This window comes from Bradyrhizobium guangdongense, from assembly GCF_004114975.1.
Lineage (GTDB): Bacteria > Pseudomonadota > Alphaproteobacteria > Rhizobiales > Xanthobacteraceae > Bradyrhizobium > Bradyrhizobium guangdongense.
In genome coordinates this window covers 2727132-2753651 of record NZ_CP030051.1, presented here as the reverse complement: position 1 = coordinate 2753651, position 26520 = coordinate 2727132, and the positions used below count along the sequence as shown (strand labels likewise).

Genomic DNA, 26520 nt, shown 5'->3' with positions numbered 1-26520 from the left:
CTAAATCCGAATGGCCACTACGGCGTGGTGATCCGTGATGACTATCGGATCGCCTCCACCGTTGCGACAACCGGCGCTAGCTCTCAAAGCTTTTTTGATTTTCACCCAAATGCTGTCTCGCAATTTAGCGGAGCAGTTCAGGTGCCTGTCTCGTCAGTTAACTCGGTGGGCCAAACGGTTTACAGCTTCAATATCGACGTGAGCCATGGTCAGTCCGTAAACCTGGATCCGGCCGTCGCCCTCGGTTACATTTTCTCGGTCGGCAATGGGAATCCAAACTTCGCGTCGGTAAGACTGCCGGACCTTGGAATGTCCCATCCTTACGGGCTCTATCTCTGGAACGGGTCGGGGTACTCCTTTGCGCAGGATCTCGCCGCCAACACGCTTTTCACGTTTGCGCCAGGCGGCGTCAGCACATTCGAAATCTTGGGGATTGATCCAAGCCTGGGTCTCGATCCGAACAATTCGACTGCATTCGTAACCCAAGTTACCTTTACTGCAGATGGTCCGTTTACCGGCACGATGACCGCGATTACCGCAGTTCCCGAGCCAAGCACATGGGCGATGCTGATTGTAGGATTTGGCGGTCTGGGCTTCATCTCGTATCGTCGCAAGTCGAAACCCTCACCATTAACCGCCTGACCAATCACTCTCTGGATCGACTTGGAAGCCCCCTTCCAGGGCGGAGTTCCTTTGGGGTCGGGTTGTGAAGGCTAACCCTATCGCATGTGGCTCACGGGCTTGTCGGAGGCGCCGCAGGCCCCGCCTTGCACAATCGCAGCGATGCGCTCACTATTCGCGCCTGCTCGGCGTGTCGGGAGATGGGTCAGCCCCCTCGCAAAGCCACCACAAGCGCAGACTTGTCAGGAGGGTTAAGCCCGATTCTTCCGCGGTGCTTGAGCGCTCCGTCTGGGCAATGATGATCAGCGACAAAAGTCGATTGCTGCTGCTTAATTTGCAATATGGCCTCTGAAAGAAAGCCGCGTTCAAAGGCCTCTTTCCGGTGGTCTGACTGAAGCGAACCCAGCCTGGTTAGCGATCCGACGAAACGTCAAACCAGAGGCTTCGCTCAGCGTTCACACATTGCCTGCGCCTGGCGCTCAGACCACCAAGAGCTTGTCCGAGATTGAGCCGCGGCAGCCGCTCCGTTCGCCTACTCCGATTGCCATATGCCGAAGCCGAGCACGGCAACCGCGACACCCAGGTTGAGAAGGAGGCTCGCAGAGGCTGGGAGGCAACTGATGCAGGTCCCGATGATCTCCATGGCGTCAGACCGTAGCGAGTTGCGCGGTGTGGCCCCGGCGACGATACGCCATGAAGCCAAGCCCAAAAAATCCAGCAATCATCATGATCCAAGTCGAAGACTCAGGCACGGCCGCGGTGAACTGTACTTCGCTCAGCATGATCCAGGGCTCTAGGCCTGAACCGGCCAACAAATCGCCAGTCTGACCGCCGGCAGCCTCGTAGCGGAAGCCGCTGCTATAGGGACCGGTATCGGGATCGCACCATCCAACGCACATCGACGTGTCGTAAGGATGGGCCGGATCGAATCCCTTTACGTGGTCATTGTAATAGTCGATGCCATCCTGCTGTAACGGACCTCGATCAAGGGTGAGGCTGAACAGCGAATCGGATGAAATGTGGCCGAAGCCGCTCAGAGTGATCACGCTAGTAAAAGCGTTGAGCGACGTCGTGCTCATTGTCGCCGAAATCGGTTTTCCGTTGACGTCGAGCACCACATCCTTTGGTGCCGCAACCAGACCGTTCAGATCGCCAATGGCCGGGTTGTTTGCGGCAACGTAAAGCGCAATCGAGCCGACGTACTGCCCGCTCGCCAAGTGAAAAGTGATCGTGGGATCCTGGTACTTCCAACCCACGTACTGGTTTGGCCCGGTATAGAAGGCATTGCTAACATTTCCGGTCGGGCCGCTTACAAGGGAATAGACCTGCGTTGCTATGACGCCATTGGTCAGAATGCCCGTGCCGCCGCTCAACGGCGCATCCTTTGGCGCCGCGTTGTTAGGGACGGACTGATTTGAGCCGTTCTTGCTGGCGTTCGGATCGGGCGAGGCCTGACCCGTCTTTGTGTAACTGAAGTCGAAATAGTTATAGCCGAACGTGAACTGGGTCGAACCGTTCCCGTTGTTCATGTCGTAGCTCGTCACGTTGACGAGCGCAGCAGACGCTCCGTCCGGCTGAAGGCAAAGTGCGAGCGAGACGGCAAAAAATCCAGTGAGCAGATGTCGGCGAACAGGCATTTCCGAACTCCAGCTCCCGAAGGCAAATCAGGAGCGCTTATTTAAATATTACCTTGGACGTAGCAGGTCAACTTGGCCCGTATCAACGGTTGTTGCTATCCGCCCTGATGATTAATTGCGCGGGTCACTTTCACAAAGCGCTAACTTGGAATTTGCTTAGGGCGAAGGGCCACAGCGCACCGCAAGCGCTCGCCAATGCATTCGCGACTGGCGTTTCACTCATCGGCGCACGAGGCCGGCACGATTTGCCCGGAGGCACGAGTGGAGCGCCGCGAGCAGATGTCGGTTGCAGGTCTGCTCGTCTGCCGAAGGCGCAAATCCGCCCGGGATGAGCGGGTTCTCGAAGCCGCAAAATCGATTGTGTCGCCGCCTGCTCCGAGACCTCGGAAGATGAGAAGCCGCGGTCGGTCCCGGACCACAATATTGCTCCTTTGGAGAAGACCGTCATTCGTCGCTATTTCGGAAAAGAATGGATGCCCTTCAAAAACGCCGGAGGCGCCGACGCGTCCGATCACGCATCGACAAAGCCGCTCCCATGAAACGAGCCCCACCCAACTCCAGGAACGCTTTGCATCTGGAATTCCAACGCGGCAGCAACCCGAGATCAGTTAGCCCGCGCCGAACCAAACCAAAGAGAAAAGCCGCCTTGCGGCGGCTCTCAAAGGTCATGAACGGAGGTGCATCAGGCGATGCGCAGCCTCGCACTCGAGCTCCGACGATAGGCGAGCAAGCCGACGCTCAGGAAGCCAACAATCATCATTGCCCAGGTCGATGCTTCAGGTACGGCCGTCAAGACCACGTTGTCGAGGATCGGACCCACATTGGTGCCGACCCCGGGATGCAAGGGGTTGAGAGCCGAGAAGGTCAACTCGCCGGCTTGGGTAGTCGTGAAGGTGACGGAATAGTGCTGCAGCGAAGCTCCCGGCGTGACCGACGAATCCACGGTTGGAGTGAGCGTCTGACTGAAATCAGCGAGAGCGAAGTGCAGGTTTTCGGTGATGTAGCCATGACCGTAGGTGTAGGCGCCAAAATCGAAGGACAGAGTGTAAGTGCCCGAGCCGAACGCCGCGGAGCTGATGGTGCCGAGCTGAAAGCTCGAGCCGTCGAGATCGAGGTAGGAGCCATTGCCGGGATAGAAGTTAAATGAACCACCGGCCCCAATAACGTCCACGGTGCCCTGTGTGACGCTGAAGTTCGACCCTACAGTGGATGCGTTCAGGCCTTGAGGCACGCTGTTGAAGTTTTCGGACAGAACAACCGCGGCCTGCGCCGGTGCTGCCGCGACGAAAGCTCCGATGATGCAAGCCGCCGCACAGCCGAGTGCCTTCAAGTGACCGAACATTTAATGACCCATTTAAAAGACGAAAGGGAATTTAACAAAATTCAATAAACAGCGAATCGCTCCACGTCAAGACAGGTCAGACATGTTGTCTTAACTTCCCGAGCGATGAACGTGAGCTGTGGCACAGCCGCTATACCTGCTGCGCTCAAGTAAGACGCCCGTCGACACCGATGGCGTAAAATGCAAGCTACTGGCGAATTTAGCGCCATTATGCCGACGGAAAACTCAGCTGCCGGCTAAGCGCCCTGCCCTGAGGATCGGATTTTAGCCATTCCGAAGCCGACGGTAACTGCGTACCTGTTTTCGCGGTCTCCGCGCGCCGGCAAACTTGCCGTGGGATTGTTCACGGGTGGATCGCTGACGATCGGCTCCTTGCGATCTTTGGCGACAGGTTCATCGTCCAGCATGATTTCAACTGACGCGTTCAATGCCGCGAGCAAGGCGCTCGTAAAGGAGTTCGACATTAGATTTTCTCGAAATGGTTTTCGCCCACTGCCGGAATGCGCAATAGCATCGTTCCGCGTCGAGCGTAAGGCGGGGTAGTTGCCAAAAACGATGTCTGCCCACAACTGTGGGCGCCTGGACAGCGCACGAAGCTTTCCGGCACGGGAAGTCGCCTTCGCCAGTGCGGCGAAACTTGCGCATCGGGGCCCAATCTAAGCCCTCAAAGGCGCTTAGCAGCAGCCCTTCACGTTCCCATCGATGTAAGGACGCGAAAAAAACGCCCAGAGCCAGCCAGCCAAGCTAACACGCAGCCGCGTAGAGCGATGCTGCGAGCTTGCGGCCCACGCCGCTATTCATCGGGGCGCCATTTTGGCTTCAGCCTCCGACAGGCGCTGCCGCAGGCGAAGAACTTCCCCATAGCGCTGGGAGATATTCGCAAGCGCGAGCTTCCTGGCTGGCTTGCTTGACTTCTTGGGCTTCGAACGGGACTGCCTTGTCTCGGAAATATTGTTCTTCATTTGCTATCCCCTGCTCTGAAATACGATCAAATCGAGCAAGTCGCATGCCAAACATAGTTTGCACACGTATGCTTCTGCAATTGGGTCAAACGCCGACCCTGCGGGGTTTAATAACGCTCGCGTGACACGTCGACTAGCAGATAAAAGTGTGACGCACTCGCAATTTTCGCGCCCCCCGAATGAGCAGAAAAGCTCACCCCAGCCTCTGCGGCCCTTGCGCCCGGGGTGCGCCTGCCGTTCCGCCGCAGCGAAGCCGGCATACGCTCGGCTTTCGCAAGGCAACAAGTCTCCGCAGATCTCTATGACCGGCCTGACGTCAGCGACGCTCGTCCAGGCCATCGCCGATAATGGAGCTGATGCGAAAAAAGTACGCGCTGGCCAGCGCTAACAGACCGAGATACATGAATACGAAAATCTCGGCGAATTCGGCTATTGTTTCCAGCTTGAAAGAATATTCGGGGGGGACTTCTGCGTAATAAACTGTGAGTGTCGCCAGAAGCCACATCAACAGCGAACTGCGCAATCCGAAAACCAAAGCGTGCGAGAACACTGCAGCCATGTAGATGTTGAAAATTCGGCCAAGCTTGAAACCTCCCGCGTAATGGTCGAGTATTTCAATTGCCACGAAGATCACGACTGCGGCCGCCATTTGATAGCGCAGCGGCCATGAATAGAGGCGGGTGAGAAGCGCCACCACCTGAGCTCGTACCGCCCCCACAGGCGTGGTTGACGGCAAGATGTAGGTTGCTAAGCAACCTATGACGAAGACTCCCAGATACGAGACCCAGCTTACCCCGCCGAGTTGGGTATTCGCGAATGCAATGATCGGGAGAAGAACATAGGCTAGCCCCCGGAAGGCCCACCTGTTCGGCCGGGTCGCGAGCGTCGATACAAGCCTGTCCGATGTGTAGCTCATCGCTCTGTCCCGCTTCGGCCGATCCTGTCTACTGATCGACCTTCGTCCGATCGGTACGGATCCAAGAGGCTACCTTTCGCCCGAAATAGACTCGACCATAGTACGACACCTTGCTCGGCAAGGAGGCTGCAAGGCCTGCCAACTCTCGTAATGAGATGATCTGCTGACCGTACCTCATCCAAGCAAGCAAGACAGCAAAAACTATAGCCGTGCAATTGATCAGCGACAGAATGAGTGGAACGGCCGTGCCCGCAATAAGAAACCATGCCAGAGTTGCAAACAGCAACAATACAATCAGGAGAACAAGCAACGAGAATGGCGGCACGGTCATATCGAGAACCAGCACGAGCAGGCCCAGATTGCGGGTCACCAATGCCCGCAGAAAATATCTCGGCAAGTGCCGCAGAATCATCTGAAGGTGCCCCTGAATCCAGCGTTGACGCTGCGTCTCGGTGCCGCCCTGCGTCTCAGGAAACTCGCTCGTCCCGACCACAGACGGGTAGAAACATGGTGGAAAGCCGAGCGCGGCCGCATCCAAACCAAGCTTCAAATCCTCGACCAGATTTCCGTCCATTCGCAGATCCCGGATCAATCGCCAGGGGAACATCATCCCAGTCCCCATTAATTGCACAGGAAGTCCGAGGCCACAGAGACCGAGCGGCCGAACCCAATTTCGTATGAGCCAGAAGAATTCAGCGGGCCTGTGGTCGACAGAGGACTTCTCCGGCGCTGTCATCAGAAAACAAGCCTGCACAGGGCGCGATGCGTACGCGCAGGCATCCTTCAGGCGCACAAGCATGTCGCCTTGCACCCGACAATCCGCATCGACGAACAGCACCATGTCCGGGGGATCTTGTCTAAGATGCGCCAATGCATGAGCAAGCGCGTATCCCTTGCCGATGCGAGACAGATCGTTGCGCTCAATGACTTCGGCGCCTGCCGCGGTCGCCATCGCAGCCGTATCATCCGAACAATTGTCTGCGACCACAATCAGCCGATCCCGAGGTCCCAATTGAGGCATCAGGTCTCCAAGCGTCGGCAGCAGCCCCGAGCTCTCATTGTGCGCTGGAACGACAACCGCTGCACTCGTCGCATTTCCAACACCTCGATGTTCGGCCAGCTGATCGCGGAAGATGGCCAATGAGGCGAGCACCTCGACAAGCAGCATCATGACGGGCACGGCAAGGAGACCAGCGAGGACGGCGAGCAAATTACCTAGCACCATGACATTCCCGCCTAGCCAACCGAAAAGAAGCTTTTAAGCTTGCGATATGCAATTCCCGCTCCCGCCGCCCGCACCCGAAATTCCGGCTGCGACATCGCCCGGTCGGGCATCGATATCCGCGGAAGCCTAAAGCGATCGGTCCGGGCGGCTATGAGACCTGAGTGGGTCAAGAAGGCGAGCTCAAAACCAGCTTCCCGGACAGCTCGATGGGTGGCATCGTCGTGCGTTCCCTGCATCCCATAAGGATAGGCAAATGACCCGCAATGGCCAATTGCATCGGTTAATATCTTCTGCGTCGTGCCGACTTCATAGTGGAGCCTGGTGGAGCTCGCGGTGGCGAGCTTGATGTGGGTGACGGAGTGACCGCCGATGGCAACCCTCTCCGAAGCAATATCGGCTAACTCGTCAATCGAGCAGCACACGCGAGCACCTCGTCCTTGCCGCTTCCAGTCCAGCTCCGGCGGGATGGCGAGCTTACTCCAATCGGCACAGGTCAGGATTGAATCGATTGCACGAGTTCGCTGATCCCGGTCACCGCCAATTCCAAAAATCTGCCCCTTGATGTTCAACTCGAGCGCCGCGCCCTGGTACCATTGGATATTCGTCACCAAGGTCGCAAGCGCGATGTCCGGGCTGACTGGACCAGAGTTCTCTCGGGCGGACCAACCCACACACGCAAATATGCCGATAGGCACGTCGAAACTCTGAAAGATATCCAGAACGCTCAAGATTTCGATTTTGGCATCGTCGATCGTCACCAGCAACGCGTTCGGCGGAAGGTCGTCTGTTGCGAGGCCTCGTTGCACCTGTCCGAGCGTGACAAGGTTGAAGTTACGGCACAACCAATCGCACTGACGCTTCAGTCTCTCCCGTGCATCATCGGAGCTCTCGCCATCGAAGAAAAAATGATGGAACAGGACCGCCCTGAGCCCGGTGTTAAAAACGGTTGAACGACCGACCATCAATCAATCCGTTCCGGCTTTGCTAGCATCGTTCACGGCGGCTTCGGCTCCGGATCGCAGGGGCAAGCGAGGGTCTCTTAAGTGATCGCACGAGGCGCACAGTCTTTCAGTTAACACCAGTGCTTGAGTTAACCGTGCCCACAAATATACAGTTGAACTCTGGTCTTTCCTCGATAAGTCAGCCATCTACAATGCTTTAGAGCAATATTTGAAGCGTCAGGCGATGACAAGGTGAATGCGCCTCCTCGCTAACAGACAAGATACTCACGCATGCGGATTGCATATCTAGTCAACCAATACCCAGCCGTGAGCCATAGCTTCATCCGTCGGGAGATCCTGGCGCTCGAGCGGCAGGGCCATGAGGTCCTGCGCATCGCGATCAGGGGATGGCGGGACCCACAGCTGAGCCAGCAAGACGAGCTCGAACAAAAGCGAACCAGGTACGTCCTCCAAAGCGGAGCGGTGGCGCTGATCGCGGCCTTTCTGCAACTCCTCGCCACCAACCCCGCCCGCCTTGCGGGCGCCGCCGCGCTGGTCTGGAAGACCCGTCGTCCCGCTGAGCGGCCGCTTGCCGTCCAGCTCATTTACCTGCTCGAAGCATGCCGCACGCTTCTCTGGCTGCGCGCCGAGAAGATCGAACATCTTCACGCCCACTTCGGAACGAATTCCGCACAGGTTGCCATGCTGGTAGGCGAACTTGGCGGACCGAGCTGGAGCTTTACCGTTCACGGCCCCGAGGAATTCGACAAGCCGGCAATGATAGCCCTCCCTGAAAAGATCGCACGCGCCGATTTCGTCGTGGCGATCAGTTCATTCGGCCGAAGTCAGCTTTATCGGCAGGTCCCACACAACGAGTGGAGCAAGATCGAAGTGGTCCATTGTGGGCTCGAGCCCGGCTTTCACCAGACCGTGCCGGCCGGTGCGAGCAGCGCAAGCCAGCGCCTGGTCTGCGTCGGGCGCCTGTGCGAGCAAAAGGGCCAGCTTCTGCTGCTTGATGCTGCCTACCGGCTTGTCCAACGCGGCATCGAGTTCGAACTCGTGCTCGCCGGCGATGGAGAAATGCGTCCCGAGATCGAACGGCTGATCGGCCGGTACAAGCTCGAAAGAAGCGTGCGGATCACAGGTTGGATTTCCAGCGATCAAGTCCGGCAGGAAATTCTCGCATCGCGCGCGTTGGTGTTGCCCAGTTTCGCTGAAGGGCTACCGGTCGTTCTCATGGAGGCAATGGCGCTCCGGAGACCGGTGATCAGTACCTTCGTCGCCGGAATTCCAGAACTAGTGGTCCCTACTCAGCATGGCTGGCTCGTGCCCGCCGGCGACGTTGAGGCCCTCACCGCAGCCATGGAGGAGTGCCTCGGCGTACGCCCCGAGGTGATCAACGAAATGGGCGCGAACGCGCGAGTTCGAGTTCTGGAGCGCCACGATATCGATCGGGAAGCAGCAAGACTCGTCAGCCTGTTCGAGCGAACGGCGACCAGGTCGCGCCGTTGATGCGCAAAAGATCTCGACCTGGCCTCTCCTGCACGGCTGCAGGGGACGCTGCTGCAGATCTTTAAAGCCGTGATCAACCCGATTGGGATTGCTGAGCTCGCAATTCTTCGAGTTCCACCCCGGTCTTGAGCAGCTCGGTGACCCAGCGAGGCCGTTTGCCGCGGCCACTCCAGGTCTGGGATGGATCGCCCGGATTCCTGAATCTCGGCGAGCGGTTCGCCTTGTCGGAGCCGGCCTGAAACCTGCCGCGTAGCGCGACAAGACGCTCGTCCAGCTGACGCATCTCCCCTTCGAGGCGGCGCTGGAGAATACCGACGATCGCCTCATAGAGCGTCCAAAGTTCATCCGTCGAGCATGTATCGAGCTCTATCGGCGTCATGGCCGCCTCCATCCAGCTTCCGCTCAACCAACTCAACAGACGCGAAAAGCCGCCCCCGGGGGCGGCTTTTCCTCTCTCGTTCGAGCCCGATCGCGTCAGACGAGACGAAGTGCCGTCCCTTGGGTTTTCCGGCGATAGGCCACGAAGCCGACGCCAGCGAAACCCAGTAGCAGCATCGCCCAAGTCGACGGCTCCGGAACGGCGGTCGTAACCGGCCCAACGCCGCCGAGGCGCTCCTGCCTTACTTCATCGAACAGACCACCATTGAGTGCCGCAATCGAAACGCTCTCGATGATTTCGCCGCTCCCAGACTGCAGAGTGAAAAAGTTATCGCCGTGCGTGCTGATGGCGACGTTGTGAAACGTCTCCGTCTGGTCGTTCGTCACCACCGTGATGTTTGCTAAGGTGGCTGTCGCATCGATGATATTGAAAACGTTCGCCGTGAAGCCGAGGCTCGGATTGGCCATGTGCCAACCTAGCAAATTGAACCCATCTGCTGCGGTGTCGAAGATTTTCGCTTGGCCTGACGATGTGGTACCAGTCAAATTCTCGTTGCTGGTAAATGTAATTCTATTTCTGGGACTTGAATTGGTATCAGCCGTCAGCGACATCGTGTTGTCTCCAACGACGTTCTGGAAGAGCACGTTCTGGTCAGTCACTCCCCCAACATTGCTGGACGTAAGGACCAGCGAGGCATTGGCTGCCGTACACGAAAGCGCCGTTGCCAACAGAGCACCTGGGATAAGTGCAGCCGCCGTCGCCAAAAACGAATTAAATCGCACCATGTGACTCACTCCAACAATCAAATACGCAAGAAATATTTTTAAAATATATCCTTCAGTCAAAGGAATGTCAAAAAAATCCCTAACTCATGTTAATCACAGATACAGCTGCCGTGATTACCCAGTAATCACAGCATCTTAAAGGTTGTTGCCGCAGCCACGTATTGAGAGCAAATAATGCCGCTTAGGGTCGTAGCTCCCCCAACATTCAATCAGCCCGCCGGCTCATTCTCGTGGAACGTGCATTTTTGACGAGCTGTGAACCTGCAAGGGGGTACGCGTTTGTGGTCCATCGTCTCGCCCAGGCTCGAGAATTAGGCCGGGGAGAGGCCAATTGACGAGGAGGTGGAGAACGGCGCCGCTCCGAACGCGCAACACGACGAAGTCGCAGCAGCCTCGTAGGCGGCTTTCTCTATTCACCCGTCGCCTACAGCATCGAATTTTTTTGCGCAGAATTCCTCTCAGCGACGCCCACAATTCTGTTCACGACAGTAGAGAAACTCGTCGTCGCATCTCTGAATGCAGCCGCCCGCCCCATTGCACTTGAGGACGCAAGCCGTTCGCACGTCCGTGCACATGCCGCAGTACGACTGCGCGACAATGAATTTTCCGTGCTCTACCCGCAGTCGGGTCGCTTGAGCATCGGCCGGACCGACGTGCAGCAGCGCGGCCGGGAAGAGGAGAGCGAATGCAAATCTCATGGCGTAGCTCCACTGAAACAGTCATCGGATGCAGCGGCTTGGCGGATGATATAACACAGACAAGCACTTTCCGATTGAGGGCCGGGTGCTCACGAGCCGTTGACCGCAGCTCACCGAACAAGCAATGCCGACGAGGAGCCGCAAAGCCCAGTTTGGCGACATGCACCGGCCTGTGGCGATTCGGCTCGATGGGCAACCGCACGAGAGCTCGTAAACAGAGCCTGAGTAGGCCAACGCCCCACCTCAGCGAGTTTGACCTTCCCATTATCGCGTCGCACCAAACCGCAGTTCAACCAGTCTGCACGACCGACTATGTTGGGTCCGCGGCGCAGCGTTGCTTCTATTGGCGCCTACCGCAAAAGGGCTGAGCCTCAGCCCGCAGCGGTCGATCCTGAAGATAGGTCTAAGCGCCTGGATGGGAATTAACTTGACGTTCGCCTTGTGGAAAGGCGCGCCAGCCGCAACAAGAAGCCCCATTCGCGCACTGCGGCAAACCGATTTGATGCGCCACTCAGACGCAACTAAGATTAGACCGAGTCAACAAGACAATTGATCTCACCAGCGGAGCGAGATGCGCTCTGAAGGAAATCGCTGCGACTGAGGCTCAGGCCGTATGGGGGTGAGCTTCCGGCAAACTTCGCCTCCGAAGACGGCTGACCAGACCGAACGCCAAACCCAGCACCGCGTCAAACATGAACATGAGAACGACCGCGACGATGAACAGGCCAATGCCGGTCATATCGTGCACGATCCCCTCAAGAAGGTCCGGCCCCGCGTAATAAGCGATGAGGACGAGCGTGAAGACCCGCACGAAATTGGCAAGAATCGTGATCGGGACGATCGCCAGCAACAGCAGCACGCTGCGCAGCTTCTCCTCCCAGCGGAACGCGTATGCGTAGAAAACGCCAATTGCCGAAAGGGCAAAAATTGAGTTCATGCCCGAGCAGGCATCCTTCACCAGGAGCTGATATGAGCCGATCATGATCATCACACCGTTCTGCGCCACCGGGTAACCCGCTGCATACAGTACCTTCGTGACCATGTTCGAGATGAAGACCTTTAGCGGCACGGTCGCGGCGTCAATCAGCCAGTCAGGCATCGGCACGGCGAAGATGAGGAAGCCTATCGGGAATGCCAAGATGCGCAACGTCGGCCAGCCTGCCGTGAGCAGGATGCATCCCACGATCACCGGCAGCAGAGACGCCATTTCGATCGTCACCAGTCCCTGTTGAATTCTGGCAAGATACATCAGGATCAGGCCGCAAAGGAGAATCACCCAGCCGGCAATCGGTGCTGGCGATAATTCAACCGCCTTCAAACGGGCACGAGACTGCCAGACCCACCACAACGAGGCCGCCATGATGAGAGGCCCATGCCCCTCCTGCTCGGTCTGCCAGGGACCATCAATCAAGGAGAGGAGAGTGGGAAAATAGCCGGCCAACACGGAACCAAAGAGGAGCGCCGGCCAGAAAAATTTGGACAAGGGCCGAGCTTCTGCTGATTGCACCACCTGGGAATATGTCATGCATTAATCCGCTGTGCTGAATGCTCAATAGGTTAGCATCGGAAAAATCCCGTAACAATCAATTATCTGCGGGCCCCCAGCGCTGCATATCCAATGCCTGCCAGCACAAGGATGGCTGCCAAATAGAAGTGGCCGTTGTTTCCGATTTGATTGGCGACGGCAAAAACGACTCCAGCCAGCAGAAAATGCAAAAGCGTCGAGCGCTCTCGATCCGTAAACTGGAAGAAGGCGACCACCAAACCAATAAAGCACGTCACGGTGAGAATATCGAACACGGTCGTCATGAAATGTCGCGATCCTTTAGCTGAGCCTAGCCGTAGGACCTATTGGCCCTTCCCCTGCCCTTGCATGATTTGCTGATATTCGCCCTCAAATTTGGCCTCCATGTTGGCCGAATAGGTCGCAATGCCGATCTCTCCCTTGAGCGCGTCATTTCGCATCAGCTGCCGCGCCTGATTGGCCGCCGCCTGTCCCTCCAGCGGACGCGTCTCTTCGCCTAGGACCTTGAAGAAAATCCCGTTTTGACCGGAACGAACGAAGAAGACGTCGTCCGCTTTTTTGGCTTCGATCTTGTCAAACAGCTCCGGGCCGACATCGCCGCTCGAGAGCACACCGCTCTGGCGACCGTGCGGTATGGAGGCCGCCGTCAGCTGCTGGTCGAGTTCATCAAGCGACTTTGCCTCGCGGCTGGATTCGACGACCGATTGAGCTGCCGGACCTAATGGAAACGCGATCTGGTCGACCTGCAGAAGCTTCCGATTTGAGAACTTCGCCGGGTTATCCGCAATATAACGATCGATATCGGCCTTGGTCGGCGGCTTGGACATCACCCGACGGAGCAGATAGGCATTTTCGAGCACCTGCTCGCGCGCCCGTAAAAGGTCCAGGAGGACACCTGGCTCTCGATCGAGCTTGGCATTGAGCGCCTGCTGTAACAAGTATTTGCGCGTGACCAGCTGCCCCAGCACCTGCTTGACGATTTCAGGATCCTTCTGCTTGTCCGGCGGGATGTTGGCCAAACGAAACTCGTTTTCGAGCTCCTGATTGGTGATCACCTCGTCGCCGACGTGGGCAACGACCTGGCCGCGCTGGGCTGTGGCCTGCTCTTTCTTGCCGCACCCGGCCAGCAAAGCAGCGGAACAAAGGACGACGGCAATGGAGTGATAAGGCCAGTTCGGCCAGTTCCTCATAGGCGAACCCCGAGAGCGAGTTGAATGAATAATCTTGGCGAGCAAAGCGTCAGGAGCACCACTTCAAAAAAGCGTACTACGATCACTATCGGCTTGGCCGCCTCGCGTCGAGCCGAACGTCCGGTCTGGCGCCGGGATTTGGCTGGTTTATGTTAACAGCCTAAAATCTCTCACTCGCATTAAATTGTTCCAGAGCCGGCTTTTCTTAGGCAATTGAGACCGGTATATTTGAAGACATGCATTTGTCCCGTATTCATTTTGTGCTCGCTTCGGTAGCCATTGTGGGCTCCGCCGTCATGGCCAATGTGCTCGCCCCGCGCGAGCTTATGGCGCGAACCTCGGCTGCTCCAAGCCTGGAGACCGTGATCCCGCGCCAGTTTGGAACTTGGAAGATCGTTCCTGAAATTAGCCCGGTTCAGCCGGTCGATCCCGAGGCGTATGTCCAGCCCGATCCGCAGTCTGCCAAGGTCTACAGTCAGGAAGTCGGCCGCGGCTATTCGGACGGTCAGGGCCATATCGTGATGTTGATGGTGGCCTACGGGCCAGTTCAGAATTACCGGCTCAAAGCTCATCGCCCCGAAATCTGCTATACCGCCAACGGCTTTAGGATCTCGGACAAGGTTGATGCACCCGTGAGTTTTCGAAATGGGGCGTCGCCGATCTTGGCCACGCGCCTCATCGCGGAGCGAGAGTCGCGGTACGAGCCGGTGACCTATTGGATTAGGATCGGCAATGATGTGACAAATGGCGTGGTCAGTTACCAGCTAAGTCGCCTCAAGTATGGGTTGCGCGGGCTGATCCCGGACGGGGCGCTCATCAGAGTTTCTACAATCGGTCTGCCAAAAGAAGCTTCATTCCAGTTGCAGGATCAATTTATCCACGACCTCTTATCAGCGGTCCCCGCCCAGGAGCTGAGATTTTTCACTGGCGCATCGTAACGTTGGGAACATTGCTGCAGGGTCGCCTCCTGCAATGGTGGCGCATGGGACGCCTGTTGCACCTTAGCCGAGCGCTAGTTCTTGCCGCGTTAGGTCTTGGCTTTGCGCCATTGCCCACGGCGCTCCAGCTGGCCCAAGATAGTCTGCAAGTCGCCGAGGAGACGCTGCTCCCCTATGCGGTCAATATTCACCGCACCCCGACACAGACGTGGACAGGCTATGGCATCTACCTGGGGAAGGGCTTGTTCATAACGGCCGCCCATGTAGTAGGTCGGGGATGGTTAACCTGGCCGAAAGTGGTGGTTGCGGGCGTCGAGTACCCGACCGAGATCGTCAGGGAAGGAAGCTTCGAATCGACTGACCTCACCCTCTTGTCTGTAGACGAGAAGCTGCTTCCGATGCGGCTCCGTCTTCGCCACATGGAAGTGTGCCGCCACCAACCGGTCGCGGGTGAGCCCGTTGTGACAGTTGTGCCTGAAGGCGTAGTCCCGTCGCGGGTGATATCGCCCGAGCGGATCCCGATAAGCCTGCGGCGCTTCAGCACAGCAATTGAGGATGTCGCTCGGACCGGAAATTCCGGGTCAGGCGTGTTCGATGTGCAGCAGCGTTGCCTGCTGGGGATCATGAGTCGGAAGATCACTCAAGCGCGATCGCCTCTCTCTATGGGCAAGAATTATAATCGCGACGTCGCCAAATACTTCGTGCCTGCGCGCGAGATCGCGGCCTTTCTGCCTCCCGGCCTCTGAAGACAGGGTTTGGCACGACGCAAATAGGGCATTGCCCGACGAATCTAGACAATGCCTGAGTTGGGGCCAGTTCCCGATGCGAGGCGATACTGTGAGGCTAAACAGATTATCGGAGTTCTGGCCGAAACAGGAGACCGCCCGACGGCGGTTTGCGTGGTCTCGTACGAGGTTGCGACCGGACGGCAGCGAGTGTGATCTGTCCGTACGGCGATACCCCCAAGGACCGAGGTCAGAAGAAGGCCAGGATCATCATCGCACAGCCGGTGGCTCACGAACGCGGTCTTTGCGCTTAGGCGACCTCGCAGGCATCTCTGGTGTCTCTGAATAGCCCGGCCGCCTACGACCAGGAATGGGTATATTTGAATCGGCCAAACTCATGAGGGCTGCATGCCATGGAATCAGCCGTTCAAGGGGATGGTGGCGGCCGTATGCTCCTTTAAATTTGCAACACTGCTTAACTCCGGTGTTGATCGGAAAAGTCATGGAATGCCCAAAGCCTCGGCACGGTCGAGGATTGCGCTCAACAAGTCGTGCCGAGCGGGCTTGCGACCGCAAAAGCCGCCAAACGGGCTAAAGAAGTCTGTGACCGCCGTGTGATGGACCCGGATAAGGCCTGCGGCTTTCACCAGCTAAGAACATAATTTCAAGAGGTTAGGACGCCAATATTGCAGGTCACCGACAGCCGGCCCCAAGACATAACATTTAATTTGCGTTAAATTCTCGTCGGAACGCAGGACAATTTGGTCAGAAGCGATATCTTCATCCTATCATGTGGGCCTTCAGGCCCGCAATCGTAGGCGAATTAATTGCCAGTTCTGATGCTTAGAGTTTGGGCTTTTGGCTTTCGGAATAAAAAAATCGGGAGCCCTTGAATCCCCTGCGATTGAATGGTAGTAAATAATTGGTAAAACCTGCGCAGAGGAGTTTGGATCAAATGAATATACGTCAAACATTAATTGCGGTCGGCACAGCGGCAGTCATGTCGATCGGCCTTGGTACTTCCGCCAAGGCGGTTGAGCTGCTCCAAAATGGCGGCTTTGAAAGCGGCAGTCTCGCCCCCGGCTGGACATTGACGGGGAATGGCGGTTTCACCGGTGTGGGCACCTCCCCTGTCCATAGCGGTAATTACTCTTTCTTCAGCGGCCCAGTCGGCAGCGATGGCATCTTGACGCAGACGTTCCATGATGTCGTGGGCGCGTTGTACACCTTCTCGGGTTGGGCTTTCAGCTACGGCGGCACCCCGGCCGACCTCGGGATCAACGTGGGCGGCACCGCCAGCTTGACATTGGGTCCGCCGACAGTTCCCCCCACCGGTGGTTGGCTACCGTTCACCGGTTTTTTCATTGGACACGGCACTGATTCCTTCGTGATCACCAGCCGAAACGACCCGTCTTACAACTTCTTTGATGACCTGTCGGTGCAGGGTCCCGCCGCACCCGCGGTTCCTGAGGCATCCACTTGGGCAATGATGCTGCTTGGTTTCATGGGCGTGGGCTTCGCCGCATATCGCCGGCGAAGTGGGACCAGCTTCCGCTTTGCCTGAGCTGTAACACGACGAGTTCGAAAGGCCGCCGCGAGGCGGCCTTTTTTTGCGCGGTCAGAACGCGATCACACGCGGTGCTGTTGCGCAAGCGCCAGCAGCCAGATCGAAATTCCAACTTGGCCCGCTTGGCGGCCCGCAGAGCGGTGCCATCTCATTCGTCGACGTCGCACCATTTCCACGCGTGCCCTGTGCGACCCCAGCCTCCGTCCGATCCAGCTACGCACGCCCTCATTCTCTCCCGCGCGTGATGAACAACTGAGTTCGCTTCCGGCGTTCCATGGTTCAAGTGACCATTCTCCAAGTCACTTGGAATCCGGCCAACTGCCAGAATGGCTCGCTGTCTCTGATCAAGATGGGACGAGGCGATTGGGGGGAGGCAGCGCGGCGCATGCGCACTGGCCCGCAGAGCGCAGACTGTTGCGCCTAAACGCGCGCTCCCGGTACGGCATGGGCGCTTCGGCACGGCAATCAAGCACATCGCTCGGACTGGAAGTGCCGGATCGAGCATATTCGACGTGAAGCACCCGGCATCATGAGCCGGAAGATCAGTCAGGCGCCGCATCGGCCGACAAAACGATTTTTGCGACATCGCAAATAGATTGGCTTCTGCCGCGAGACCGCGTCTTCCCTCCCGCCCCGATCGATCACATTGCTCCGAGGCTAAACCAAAAACGAAGACCGCCCGAAGGCGGTCTCGCAGTTTCGTAGGTGAAGCGGATGATCAGGTTGCGGTCAGTGAGACTTGCTCCTTGCGACGATAGGCAAGGAAACCGAGCCCGAAGAAGCCGAGGATCATCATCGCCCACGTGGAGGGTTCGGGCACGGCGCCCACTGAAGAGAAGTTGACGTGTCCCTGGGCCTGGGATTCTTCGAAACCGTCGCCAGTATCCCTACCCAGCGGATCTCCGCCTTGGAGAACGTAGTTGTCGAGCGTCACCCCAAAGGGGTTGGTTCTAAATACCCCCGAGTGAATGTTCGAATCGTTCACGCTCAATAATGCTGACTGGCCATTGAACAGCCCGTTCAGGGTAATGATAACGCCGGGCTGCGGGCTGCCGAAGGGTCCGTTAAATCCACCCACATTGCTGGACTCCGTGCCGATTGCGAAACTTACAGCTTGACCAGGAGCCAGGGTTAGCCCGAGGAACGTACTGGACAAATCTCCCGCACTATTCGAAACGGCCGTAGTGCTCACGGAACCAGTGAACGTCGTGGGACCATTATTCACCACCTCCGCGAAGCCCGTATCAGGACTTGGACTGCCACCACCCAGGAATGTCGACCCGCCGAATGGATTGGAGCTCGAGTAGCCTGTGAAGATGTCGATGTTATAGCTCGCCGCCTGCGCACCGCAGCTGTAGCAGATCAGGCCGATGGCAATGGGAAGCTGAAGCGCCGTCTTAAAGAGGGGATTGAATTTCATTCCATCCTCCACTGTTAATTTGGTTATTTACAATAAAAACAGCATAAGTATAAAAAGCGCCTTGACAAAGAGTCAAGGATCAGTATCGCGCGCAAGATTTGCGCAATCCAACCACTGGTAAAGGTCCTTATGATCTCACGCCGCCTTGTTGCGGCGGCTGTCCCTTTTTGATTCCGATTTGAACAGGGCTGGTCGTAGCCTCTTCAGGCGCAACTTCCACGGCAAGTGTAAGGTGACATCTCCCGATCCGAGTAGACGACCGGGTTCAACTTGGCGCTGCGCGATGCCCCCCCTGGGCAATCGGCACGCTCTGGCGTTTGAGCAGAGTCTGACTGCTCGGATCGACTTTCATCGAGGCTCCGCCCGCCTCGGCAGAGGACACGTTTCTAGTAATAGCCGTAGCCGTAAAAACCCTCCTCGGCGGCGCCAGCGGTTTTGTTGACGACGACGCGGACGACGGGCGTTCGCTGAAGGTGCTTTTGGCACTCCTTGATGTCCGCAACCGAGGTGCTTCCGACAGCTGCAATCAAGAGAACCGCATCCATACGGGGCAGAATGGAAATAACATCATCGCCGAGCAGCATCGGCGGCAAGTCGAAGATCACCGTGCGGGACCTGAAATCCCGTTTGATCCGCTCAAGCAGCGTCGCCATAGTCTGCGAGGCCATCCACTCCGATGAATTGTGAGAAGTTGTCGACCCCGGCAAAACGAGCATCTTGGTTGGGCCAATCGCGGCTTCCACGACAGCCGACGCCAGAGCGTCTTGCCCCTCAAGCACGTCAATGATGTCATGCTCGGGCTTGAAACCCAAATATGTGGCAAGCGTAGGCTTACGCAGATCAAGGTCGACAAGAAGGACCGAGCGCTCAGGAAGTCTCGCGATGCTCATGGCGAGATTACAAGCCGTCACCGTCTTACCGCATCCTGGCGTTGGAGACGTGACCGCGAGGAACTGCCATCCCTTTTTGTCCATCTCCTGCAGAACTTGCGTTCTGAGCATATCGTAGTAGCGCCCAGGCTGCCCCGAAATACCGCCGTGCGCCACAATACGATTTTTCTCGAGATGCGCGGAATTAAGTCGGATCTCCCGGATTGCATCTGAAGCGTTGCCCTGCGGTCCAACAGAATGGGGTTGGACAATTCGAGCGCCCTGTTCAGCTGAACGTGCCAACTCGACTGCGTGCTTGATCGAATCCACTTGCGAACTCCTAAAGGCGGAAGAGGCCGACACGGGCCTTGGCAAACATCAGATCGAGCGGCGGTAGGACGAAAAATGCGATCGCTGCCAAGCCGACCACAGCTGCAATGACCATGACAGAGGCAGCTATAATGCGCCTCCGGTGACTGCGTGTCTCTGTAACCGTTGTAATGTACGGGATCGAAACGATGAGCGGAAACTCGACAACCGAGAACATATCAGAGCTACGACGAATGGCCTTGTCGGAAAACTCCATCAGAAATGTCAGGCCGGCACCCGCCGCGAACGCGAGAGCGAAGGCAAGGGCTGCAACCTTCGGACGATTGGGCTTGACTGGCTCCTGCGGCACCGTTGGCTGTTCAATCACCTCGAGCTTTTCAGACTGCTGATCCTTTTCAAGATTCTCACCAAGGCGCGCGGCCATCAGCTTGGCGGTTGCAGTCTCGAGATTCTTTTGCAAGCCTTCCTGCTGGGCGGTAAGGGCCTCCAGGCTTGCCGCGAGAACCGCAGGATCATTGCCGTTACTCGAGGCCGTGTTGCTGCTACCTGCCGCTGGGGCCACGGGCGTTGTTGTGGCCTTTTCCATCGCCTCGATCTGGCGCTTCAGCGACTGAATGGCAGGATGGCGCTCCGAGTAGAGTGCGCCTTTTTGGATCAGCTCAGCCTTGAGCTGCCCAAGTGTCCCCGCGGGGGCGTCGGGACCGGAAGCCAGCGGAGACGGCCTCGCCTGCTGCACAAGTTTTAGCTGCGCGATTTTGGCGTCAAGGGCGACATTTTCGGCCTGAAGACGTTGAACTTCACGCTCCAAGAACTTGGTGGTGTCAGTTGCGCGACTTGTACGGTCGCGCAAATCCTCATTCAGGATGCGCGTCATTAGTTCGTTGGCCACACGCGTGGCCACAGCAGCATCATTGTACAAAAAGCCCACCGAAAAGACGATGGTTGGGTTCTCCAGCGCGGCGCGAGTTCGCTGCTTGAAATCCAGGTGAAGATCGACTGGCTCGATCTTCGTGCTCTTCCTCATCAGCTCGACAAGCTCTGTCGGAGACATCAATGTTCGCTTTTCGGGGAAAAGCTGGAATCTGTCCGCAATGGCGATCAGATTATCGCGGGTCATGGTTCGCTGCTCGATCACCTGAATGCGTTCTTGAGCAGCATTGGTAACCGTCGGCCTGACGAGATCAGATGGAATCTGTTGAGTCTGAACCAGTATCTTCCCTTCCGACAGATAAGTCGCGGGCCAGAGCAGCGCTCCGGCAACACCCGCGGACGCGATCACCATGAACGGAAGAACGAAATAGGGCCACCGTCTCTTGAACACGCTCCAGTAGAAGCCGGGTCTCAGGAGGTGGCCTCGATCCTCCTGTTCGGTCGCCTGAAAATCGTCCTCGAAATTAAGCTTTTGCAGCATGGAGCGAAGCCTTCAATGAAACGAGGCGGCAGCAACGCGCTGGAAAGCGATAAAGAACTGCCACTTATTAATTCTAGCATCAAATTTCGACGGAACTTACGAATTGTTGTCCTGCGGAAAGGAAATTTAAATTTTCCTTAACGGGTTCCGCTCTTTGAACCTTTGCAGGAGCGCGTTTACGTAGCTCGCAAAATCTAGCCTGTAACCGAAGTACTCTTAGCTAATTGTGTTTATATTGACCGCCAGCGGTCAAGGAACATCAATGTACGAGGCATTCTATCACCTTCGGGAGAAGCCGTTCTCAATTCTTCCCGATCCCGATCTCATCTACTGGGGTAAAATGCACTCCATGGCGTTCACGATGCTGGAATTCGGCGTCATGAACAACGCGGGGTTCACCGTAATTACCGGCGAAATCGGCTCGGGAAAAACCACCTTGGTACGGCACCTCCTGAAAAAGGTGAACGCCGGAATTACCATTGGACTGATCTCAAATTCACCGCAGGGGCGCCAAGAGCTGCTGCAATGGATTCTGATGTCCCTGAACCAGCCATTCGAAGGGGATTATGCCAACCTTTTCAAACGCTTCCAGGATTACCTGTATGGACAATATGCTGGCGGGCGAAGGACGATCCTTATTATCGATGAGGCCCAAAATCTAGAACCCGAAGCATTAGAGCATCTCCGGATGCTGTCTAACATCAACGCGGACAAGTTTCAGATCCTTCAGCTTATCCTGGTGGGACAGCCCCAGTTGCGGGATCTATTGCTAATGCCGCAGTTGCATCAATTCGCCCAACGCATCTCGTCCGACTTCCACCTTAGGCCACTCGACCGATCGGAGGTCGCAAACTACATCGATTTTCGCCTTCGCGCTGTGGGAGCCCAGCGGCAACTCTTCACTCCGGAAGCTTGCTCGCTTATCGCGTCGGCAAGCGGCGGAATTCCTCGTATTATCAACGTGTTATGCGATACGTCGCTGGTCTATGGATTCGCGAATGATCAGGACGTGATCTCCGAACATCTGGTGCGCGACGTTATTGCAGACAAGCAACAGTACAGCATTTTTCCCGTCAGACAGTCGCCTGCCGTTCCCTAAGTAGCTGAAGAGCATTACTTTCCTCTCGAGACTCGGGGTTTGCCGCGGCGCGATGACATCGACCATCCGGGTGATGGCATCGCGACAGTTGGCTTTGGTTTAACGGTTTTGGGGGAATGGACATGCGGATCCTGCTCGTTTTGTTTTGTTTTGGTTGGCTGATTTCCGCTGCCGACGCCCAGACCCTCAAATCGGGTGATACGCTCTCGATTACCGTCCTGCAGGACCCGAAGCTTGACCGTACTGTAGTGGTGGATCCGCTGGGTGAGATCGCGTTTCCCCTCGCTGGCCACATCCGCGCGCGAGGTCTCACTCCCGTTGCGCTGGAAAATATCCTCAAGGCCAAGCTCAAGCCGAATTACAAGGATGACACGCTGGACGTGACTGTCGCGATCGCGAACGCTCCGAAAGAAGAAGTGCCCGAAGAGGATCTAAAGCCAAAGGTCTTCGTCACCGGAGAGGTTCTAAGGCCCGGCTCTTACGTCGTGCGACAGCCGACCACGCTCATGCAGGCCATTGCCTTGGCCGGCGGGTTTGGACCTTATGCATCGAAGAAGCGCATTCAGGTCCGCAGGCGCGCGCCAGGAGGTGACGAGACGATCTTTGTGTTCAACTACCGCGCGTACGAGGCCGGCGCAGACCTCGAAGGGAATATCACGCTTCGGCGCGGCGATGTCATTGTTGTGCCCGAAAGAGGTTTGTTCGACTGAAAACGCGTTAACGCTGGTCAGAGGCAGTACCTGCCGTGAAAAGAATTGCCGCCACGGTCTCGGTATGCCTTTGCATAGCGCCCTCGGCTGCATTTGCGTTCGACTGGTCCATCAATACGACCCAAAGCGAAAGTGTTGAAGTCAACAGTAATCTGCTTCTGCGGCCATATCAGGCGGGGTCTCTTGGCTCATATTCAACTCTGACTGCAAATGCAGAAGCACGAACACCAACCTCAAAATTCGATTTTGACGGCGACGGGACCTACAAGAAATACTGGGGGCCGGGCATCCATGGCTCAACATCGGAGTTTCTCAATTACGGCTTCACCGCACGCTACCAGCAGAACGAGAAAACAAACTTCGATCGCGAATTTGTTCAAGCCTCCTGGCGGCAGCAAAGCACCGCGCTCGCCATCCTGAACGACCTTGGTGTTTCAACCCGCACAAGCGGATTTCTCGATCGCTTGACGACCAGTGGCGGGATCGATCGCGCGCCCACGCACCTTGACTTCGTGAGCCTTTTTGCCACATCGACGCGCACCAGCTACGAGCCGTCGAGTGGCGGCCTGCCCTTCACCGACACCTTGGCACGAGGCTCCTGGCGCCACTCCTTTAGCCCCATTGTGGCAGTGAACCTCTCGTCAGAGGCTGAGTTGCTGGACTACGACAATGTTTTCAACTCACGCGTCCAGATCTACCGCGAACAGGTCGGCGTGGATGCAACACTTTCGCCGCTTCTATCTTTTCGGGGGAATGTCGGTCCGGCCTTCCTCGTGACCGAGAATGGCGTGCCTACTTCGCCCTTCGGCGGGGCTGGAGCAACCGGCGCAGTTTCTAGTTCCGTTCTGGATTGGATTGGTGACGCGGTTCTCACCTACAAGATGATGAAAGATACGACACTGACATTCCTCGCAAGTCAGTCGGTCGGACCAAGCGTAGTGGGATCGATCTTCAAGCGAGACACGCTAAGCGCGAACCTCATATACACGATCAACAGCCACTCGAGCCTATCGCTTTCGGCTAGCGGTAACAGGCAGATATCGACGACAACCACAGACTATGCGTCTGCATCAGCCACTTACAGCTACAACTTTACGCGCGAATGGCTTGGCCAGTTCACGTATCGCTACCAGCACCGCTTTGCCAGCACGGGACTTAATACGATCGACCCGCTGACGGGCATTCAGACCGTTTCAGGAACGGGCCCTGCCGACTCTCACAGCCTGCTCTTCGTTTTCACGCACAGTTACGTGCTTGTACCACCCGGTAGCTACTAACCGTTAGATTTCATTGCCGAACGGATTGTTTCCTTTAGTCGCGTGCCCTCCGGCTCCAGATCAAACGCCTTCTTGAGCGCTCCCCCCGCCTTGTCCCGTTCTCCTGCGGCCGCGTAGCTCATTCCGAGATGATATTGAACGGCAGCGACATTTGGGATCTTCGCGGCTGCGGTTTCCAGGACAGAAATTGCACCTTTTAGATCGCCCTGTTTGTACCGAGCCCACCCAAAAGTGTCCTGGAGTTGTGGCAGGCTGGAATCCTTCAGTATCTCAGATAACGAGAATGCACGATCGAGGCTTTCCTTGTCCGAACGATTGTCCAGAATCAAGCTGACGAGGTTATTGGCAGCCACCTGCGACGTGGGCTGCTCCTTGAGTATAGCTTCGTACTCAGCCATTGCGCCTTCGGTGTTGCCTTTCAGAATCTGGAGGCTACCGAGCGAGAGGCGCAGGTTCAGGTCTTTCGGCATTTCTTTCAGCCCTGACTGCAGCACCTTCTCAGCAGCGGGGTAGTTCTTGCTCCGGATATAGTATTCATTCAGCGCTGTGTAGCCCGTCACATCCTTCGGTTGCTTTGCCATGGCCTCGTTGAAGGCGGCGATGGCCTCATCGTCCTTCTTCTGGGCTAGCTTCGCCTGCCCAAGCAGCACCAGGAGCCTGGCATTGTCTGGAAACCGCTGATTCATATCCTGCAGCAAGGCGGTAGCTTGGTCTGCACGCCCCTTGGAAATGTAGGCGGAGGCGAGCGCGACTACCGGTTGGACCGCCTCAGGCACTAGCTTGTGCGCTTCCTCCAGCGCGGCAATGCTCCCATCAATCTTGTTTTGCCCCCCGAGGGCAGCAGCCTTGATCTCACCCGCCAGCACTTGTCCTTCTTTGCTACGCGGCAAAGAATCGGCAACAGCAAGCGCCCCCGCCCAGTTCTGACGGCTCAGTCGCACTTGAGCCAACGATGACAAGACCTGAAGGTTATTCGGATTCCGATTATTGACCTGAACGAGGACGTCCTCAGCCCGCGCAGCATCGTTCCTTTTCTGCAGGAAAGAGACATATCGCAGAGCTACGTTTGGATTAAGGTTCGAGGCTTTCAGCGCGTCGGCATACTGCCGATCAGCTAGCTCATTCTTGCCGCCTCGCTCGTAGGCAAGGCCCAGGAGCATCAGAAGCTCCGGAGACTTTGGTTGATCATTCAGTGCTTCGCGAAGATCTGCAATCGCAGCATCGATCTGGCCCTTATCCACGTTCATGGCGGCACGCAGGCGTAGTGCGCCACCGTTGCGCTTGTCTTTCGAGAGAATATCGGCCACGAGTGCCTGTGTTCCCTGCTGATCTCCTTGCGCAACAGTCATTTCTGCGAGCTTCAGCTCTGCAGCGATTTTCCTAGCCGAACTGTCAGCGTTGTCCGCGAGATCTCTCAAACTCTTCGTCGCGTCGCTGAAGCGCTTCTGGGCAAAATCAAGCTCGGCCAGAGCTATCCGGTAGTCGAAATTGTCGCTGGTCCCCTTGATACGCGCATCGAGTTCGGCGCGACCGGCGTCCGGCCCCCTGTAAGCGGTCAGGAACCGGACCAGGTCGAGCCCGACCTTGCTATCATTCGGAAGCGCCTGGGTCTTGGCCCGCAGCTCTTTCTCTGCATCGTCAAATTTGCGCTCGGCGATCAACAGCTGAATGAGCTGTGAACGATATACCTCCTCCTGAGGATGGTCGGCATAAATCTTTCGAATGATGCCCTCTGCCTTCGGCAGGTCGCCTCTTCGAGCGAGAATGTCCGCCCTCAACAGCGAAATACGGAGCTCATCCCTCGACGCGGATTCAGGTACGGAGTCCAAAAGCCTCAGTGCGCCATCAGCGTCGCCGTCGGACAGTTTCTTGGAAGCGAGCACCAAAAGAGCGTCCGCATTCTTCGGGTCAATCTCGAAGGCGCGCTGCGCCTCCTTCATGGCGGACGAGGTTTCTTTGGCTTTGAGAAGCGTCAACGCTTTCAAAGCGTGAAGCTCCGCGCTGGGCTTCTCGCCCTCATTCGCTGCATCGATTACTCGCTGCGCACCTTCAATCGCTCCGCCCGCGAGCATGATGCGAGCGAGCTTCAGCCGTGCGTCCAAATCATTGGGATCGAGCTCAACGATTCTACGCAGATCCAGAAACAGCGAAGTTGATTTTGTTCTTTCATCGATGCCGGCGAGCGCCCGCCAGACCTCGACCTTGTCGCTCTTGTACTTGACCGCAGCAAGCAGTTCTTTGCGCGCGCCGAGGTCATCCTTCTTCTGAATGAGCGCCATCCCCCGCTCGTAATAGCTTTGGGCCTGCTGTTCAGGCGATCCACATCCGCCAAGCAGTGCAATGAGAGCGACGCAAATCGCGGCGCCGGGTAGGAATCGGGGATAGAGGTTGATCATGGCAAACTCGGATACGTGCAGACGCGGTCTCTGCGGCAGACGCCT

22 protein-coding genes and 2 pseudogenes are annotated in these 26520 nt (G+C 56.9%); 8 read left to right on the top strand and 16 right to left on the bottom strand.

All coding sequences use genetic code 11. The annotated features are described in order from the left end of the window. Positions 1 to 525 precede the first annotated feature (525 nt). A pseudogene (locus X265_RS42275) lies at positions 526 to 642 on the top strand (PEPxxWA-CTERM sorting domain-containing protein); the annotation flags it as partial. A 626-nt stretch (positions 643 to 1268) separates the two neighbouring features. On the opposite strand, the gene X265_RS13085 reads toward X265_RS42275, so the two are convergent. The 7 genes from X265_RS13085 to X265_RS13060 form a co-directional block, all read right to left on the bottom strand. Beyond that, positions 1269 to 2258 carry a PEP-CTERM sorting domain-containing protein gene (locus X265_RS13085; RefSeq protein WP_128965183.1) on the bottom strand — a complete coding sequence of 330 codons (990 nt, stop codon included), beginning with the start codon at positions 2256 to 2258 and terminating at the stop codon, positions 1269 to 1271. Between the two features lie 682 nt (positions 2259 to 2940). Then, positions 2941 to 3600 carry a hypothetical protein gene (locus tag X265_RS13080; RefSeq protein ID WP_128965182.1) on the bottom strand — a complete coding sequence of 220 codons (660 nt, stop codon included), beginning with the start codon at positions 3598 to 3600 and terminating at the stop codon, positions 2941 to 2943. Positions 3601 to 3836: 236 nt separating this feature from the next. Next, on the bottom strand, positions 3837 to 4064 hold the full coding sequence (locus X265_RS13075) for a hypothetical protein (protein ID WP_128965181.1): 228 nt from the start codon (positions 4062 to 4064) through the stop codon (positions 3837 to 3839). Positions 4065 to 4397: 333 nt separating this feature from the next. Then, entirely contained in the window at positions 4398 to 4562 is a 165-nt protein-coding gene (locus X265_RS40435; protein ID WP_164938557.1) for a hypothetical protein, read from the bottom strand. A 316-nt stretch (positions 4563 to 4878) separates the two neighbouring features. Beyond that, on the bottom strand, positions 4879 to 5478 hold the full coding sequence (locus tag X265_RS13070) for a DUF4118 domain-containing protein (RefSeq protein ID WP_128965180.1): 600 nt from the start codon (positions 5476 to 5478) through the stop codon (positions 4879 to 4881). A 28-nt stretch (positions 5479 to 5506) separates the two neighbouring features. Further along, positions 5507 to 6703 carry a glycosyltransferase family 2 protein gene (locus X265_RS13065; protein ID WP_128965179.1) on the bottom strand — a complete coding sequence of 399 codons (1197 nt, stop codon included), beginning with the start codon at positions 6701 to 6703 and terminating at the stop codon, positions 5507 to 5509. An 11-nt stretch (positions 6704 to 6714) separates the two neighbouring features. Beyond that, positions 6715 to 7665, bottom strand: coding sequence for a polysaccharide deacetylase family protein (locus X265_RS13060; RefSeq protein ID WP_128965178.1), 951 nt, complete (start codon positions 7663 to 7665; stop codon positions 6715 to 6717). 270 nt (positions 7666 to 7935) lie between these two features. On the opposite strand from X265_RS13060, the gene X265_RS13055 reads away from it, so the two are divergent. After that, a complete protein-coding gene (locus X265_RS13055; RefSeq protein WP_128965177.1) occupies positions 7936 to 9156 on the top strand; it encodes a glycosyltransferase in 1221 nt (406 codons plus the stop codon). Between the two features lie 73 nt (positions 9157 to 9229). On the opposite strand, the gene X265_RS13050 is transcribed toward X265_RS13055, so the two are convergent. From X265_RS13050 to X265_RS13030, 5 genes are all read right to left on the bottom strand, one after another. After that, positions 9230 to 9535: an H-NS histone family protein gene (locus tag X265_RS13050; protein WP_164938556.1), complete on the bottom strand. Its 306-nt coding sequence runs from the start codon at positions 9533 to 9535 to the stop codon at positions 9230 to 9232. Positions 9536 to 9630: 95 nt separating this feature from the next. Further along, complete coding sequence (locus tag X265_RS13045) at positions 9631 to 10380, bottom strand: PEPxxWA-CTERM sorting domain-containing protein (protein ID WP_208764278.1); 750 nt, start codon at positions 10378 to 10380, stop codon at positions 9631 to 9633. A gap of 1242 nt (positions 10381 to 11622) precedes the next feature. Continuing rightward, the gene (gene xrtV / locus X265_RS13040) at positions 11623 to 12543 is read right to left on the bottom strand and encodes an exosortase V (protein WP_128965175.1); all 921 of its coding nucleotides are present in this window, start codon (positions 12541 to 12543) and stop codon (positions 11623 to 11625) included. Positions 12544 to 12605: 62 nt separating this feature from the next. Then, positions 12606 to 12827 carry an XrtV sorting system accessory protein gene (locus tag X265_RS13035; RefSeq protein ID WP_128965174.1) on the bottom strand — a complete coding sequence of 74 codons (222 nt, stop codon included), beginning with the start codon at positions 12825 to 12827 and terminating at the stop codon, positions 12606 to 12608. A 39-nt stretch (positions 12828 to 12866) separates the two neighbouring features. Continuing rightward, positions 12867 to 13733: a SurA N-terminal domain-containing protein gene (locus X265_RS13030; protein ID WP_128965173.1), complete on the bottom strand. Its 867-nt coding sequence runs from the start codon at positions 13731 to 13733 to the stop codon at positions 12867 to 12869. A 236-nt stretch (positions 13734 to 13969) separates the two neighbouring features. Between X265_RS13030 and epsI the strand changes: the two genes are divergently transcribed. The 3 genes and pseudogenes from epsI to X265_RS42270 all read left to right on the top strand — a co-directional run. Then, positions 13970 to 14671 carry an exosortase-associated protein EpsI, V-type gene (gene epsI, locus X265_RS13025; protein ID WP_128965172.1) on the top strand — a complete coding sequence of 234 codons (702 nt, stop codon included), beginning with the start codon at positions 13970 to 13972 and terminating at the stop codon, positions 14669 to 14671. A gap of 44 nt (positions 14672 to 14715) precedes the next feature. Further along, on the top strand, positions 14716 to 15417 hold the full coding sequence (locus X265_RS13020; RefSeq protein ID WP_128965171.1) for a trypsin-like peptidase domain-containing protein: 702 nt from the start codon (positions 14716 to 14718) through the stop codon (positions 15415 to 15417). 1429 nt (positions 15418 to 16846) lie between these two features. Continuing rightward, a pseudogene (locus tag X265_RS42270) lies at positions 16847 to 16960 on the top strand (PEPxxWA-CTERM sorting domain-containing protein); the annotation flags it as partial. A 721-nt stretch (positions 16961 to 17681) separates the two neighbouring features. Here X265_RS42270 and X265_RS13010 read toward each other — a convergent pair. From X265_RS13010 to X265_RS13000, 3 genes are all read right to left on the bottom strand, one after another. Further along, entirely contained in the window at positions 17682 to 18383 is a 702-nt protein-coding gene (locus tag X265_RS13010; RefSeq protein WP_128965170.1) for a PEP-CTERM sorting domain-containing protein, read from the bottom strand. Positions 18384 to 18769: 386 nt separating this feature from the next. Next, the gene (locus X265_RS13005) at positions 18770 to 19582 is read right to left on the bottom strand and encodes a CpsD/CapB family tyrosine-protein kinase (protein WP_128965169.1); all 813 of its coding nucleotides are present in this window, start codon (positions 19580 to 19582) and stop codon (positions 18770 to 18772) included. 10 nt (positions 19583 to 19592) lie between these two features. Beyond that, positions 19593 to 20993: a GumC family protein gene (locus X265_RS13000; protein ID WP_128965168.1), complete on the bottom strand. Its 1401-nt coding sequence runs from the start codon at positions 20991 to 20993 to the stop codon at positions 19593 to 19595. 262 nt (positions 20994 to 21255) lie between these two features. Here X265_RS13000 and X265_RS12995 point away from each other — a divergent pair, with 262 nt between their 5' ends. The 3 genes from X265_RS12995 to X265_RS12985 all read left to right on the top strand — a co-directional run bounded on the left by X265_RS12995 (position 21256) and on the right by X265_RS12985 (position 24079). Further along, a complete protein-coding gene (locus X265_RS12995; protein WP_128965167.1) occupies positions 21256 to 22092 on the top strand; it encodes an ExeA family protein in 837 nt (278 codons plus the stop codon). A 122-nt stretch (positions 22093 to 22214) separates the two neighbouring features. Further along, positions 22215 to 22802 carry a polysaccharide biosynthesis/export family protein gene (locus tag X265_RS12990; protein ID WP_128965166.1) on the top strand — a complete coding sequence of 196 codons (588 nt, stop codon included), beginning with the start codon at positions 22215 to 22217 and terminating at the stop codon, positions 22800 to 22802. A gap of 35 nt (positions 22803 to 22837) precedes the next feature. Further along, positions 22838 to 24079: a hypothetical protein gene (locus X265_RS12985; protein ID WP_128965165.1), complete on the top strand. Its 1242-nt coding sequence runs from the start codon at positions 22838 to 22840 to the stop codon at positions 24077 to 24079. Here the strand turns inward: X265_RS12985 and X265_RS12980 are convergent. Then, a complete protein-coding gene (locus tag X265_RS12980; protein WP_164938555.1) occupies positions 24076 to 26475 on the bottom strand; it encodes a tetratricopeptide repeat protein in 2400 nt (799 codons plus the stop codon). The two genes, X265_RS12985 and X265_RS12980, sit on opposite strands and share 4 nt — an antisense overlap. Between the last annotated feature and the right edge of the window lie 45 nt (positions 26476 to 26520).

Coding starts and splice junctions, on each gene's coding strand:
- X265_RS12995 (WP_128965167.1), top strand. CDS start 21,256: ATGTACGAGGCATTCTATCACCTTCGGGAGAAGCCGTTCTCAATTCTT.
- X265_RS13070 (WP_128965180.1), bottom strand. CDS start 5,478: ATGAGCTACACATCGGACAGGCTTGTATCGACGCTCGCGACCCGGCCG.
- X265_RS13085 (WP_128965183.1), bottom strand. CDS start 2,258: ATGCCTGTTCGCCGACATCTGCTCACTGGATTTTTTGCCGTCTCGCTC.
- X265_RS13010 (WP_128965170.1), bottom strand. CDS start 18,383: ATGAAATTCAATCCCCTCTTTAAGACGGCGCTTCAGCTTCCCATTGCC.
- X265_RS12990 (WP_128965166.1), top strand. CDS start 22,215: ATGCGGATCCTGCTCGTTTTGTTTTGTTTTGGTTGGCTGATTTCCGCT.
- X265_RS13000 (WP_128965168.1), bottom strand. CDS start 20,993: ATGCTGCAAAAGCTTAATTTCGAGGACGATTTTCAGGCGACCGAACAG.
- xrtV (WP_128965175.1), bottom strand. CDS start 12,543: ATGACATATTCCCAGGTGGTGCAATCAGCAGAAGCTCGGCCCTTGTCC.
- X265_RS13060 (WP_128965178.1), bottom strand. CDS start 7,665: ATGGTCGGTCGTTCAACCGTTTTTAACACCGGGCTCAGGGCGGTCCTG.
- X265_RS40435 (WP_164938557.1), bottom strand. CDS start 4,562: ATGAAGAACAATATTTCCGAGACAAGGCAGTCCCGTTCGAAGCCCAAG.
- X265_RS13055 (WP_128965177.1), top strand. CDS start 7,936: ATGCGGATTGCATATCTAGTCAACCAATACCCAGCCGTGAGCCATAGC.
- X265_RS13080 (WP_128965182.1), bottom strand. CDS start 3,600: ATGTTCGGTCACTTGAAGGCACTCGGCTGTGCGGCGGCTTGCATCATC.
- X265_RS13075 (WP_128965181.1), bottom strand. CDS start 4,064: ATGTCGAACTCCTTTACGAGCGCCTTGCTCGCGGCATTGAACGCGTCA.
- X265_RS12980 (WP_164938555.1), bottom strand. CDS start 26,475: ATGATCAACCTCTATCCCCGATTCCTACCCGGCGCCGCGATTTGCGTC.
- X265_RS13065 (WP_128965179.1), bottom strand. CDS start 6,703: ATGGTGCTAGGTAATTTGCTCGCCGTCCTCGCTGGTCTCCTTGCCGTG.
- X265_RS13035 (WP_128965174.1), bottom strand. CDS start 12,827: ATGACGACCGTGTTCGATATTCTCACCGTGACGTGCTTTATTGGTTTG.
- X265_RS13020 (WP_128965171.1), top strand. CDS start 14,716: ATGGGACGCCTGTTGCACCTTAGCCGAGCGCTAGTTCTTGCCGCGTTA.
- epsI (WP_128965172.1), top strand. CDS start 13,970: ATGCATTTGTCCCGTATTCATTTTGTGCTCGCTTCGGTAGCCATTGTG.
- X265_RS13050 (WP_164938556.1), bottom strand. CDS start 9,535: ATGACGCCGATAGAGCTCGATACATGCTCGACGGATGAACTTTGGACG.
- X265_RS13030 (WP_128965173.1), bottom strand. CDS start 13,733: ATGAGGAACTGGCCGAACTGGCCTTATCACTCCATTGCCGTCGTCCTT.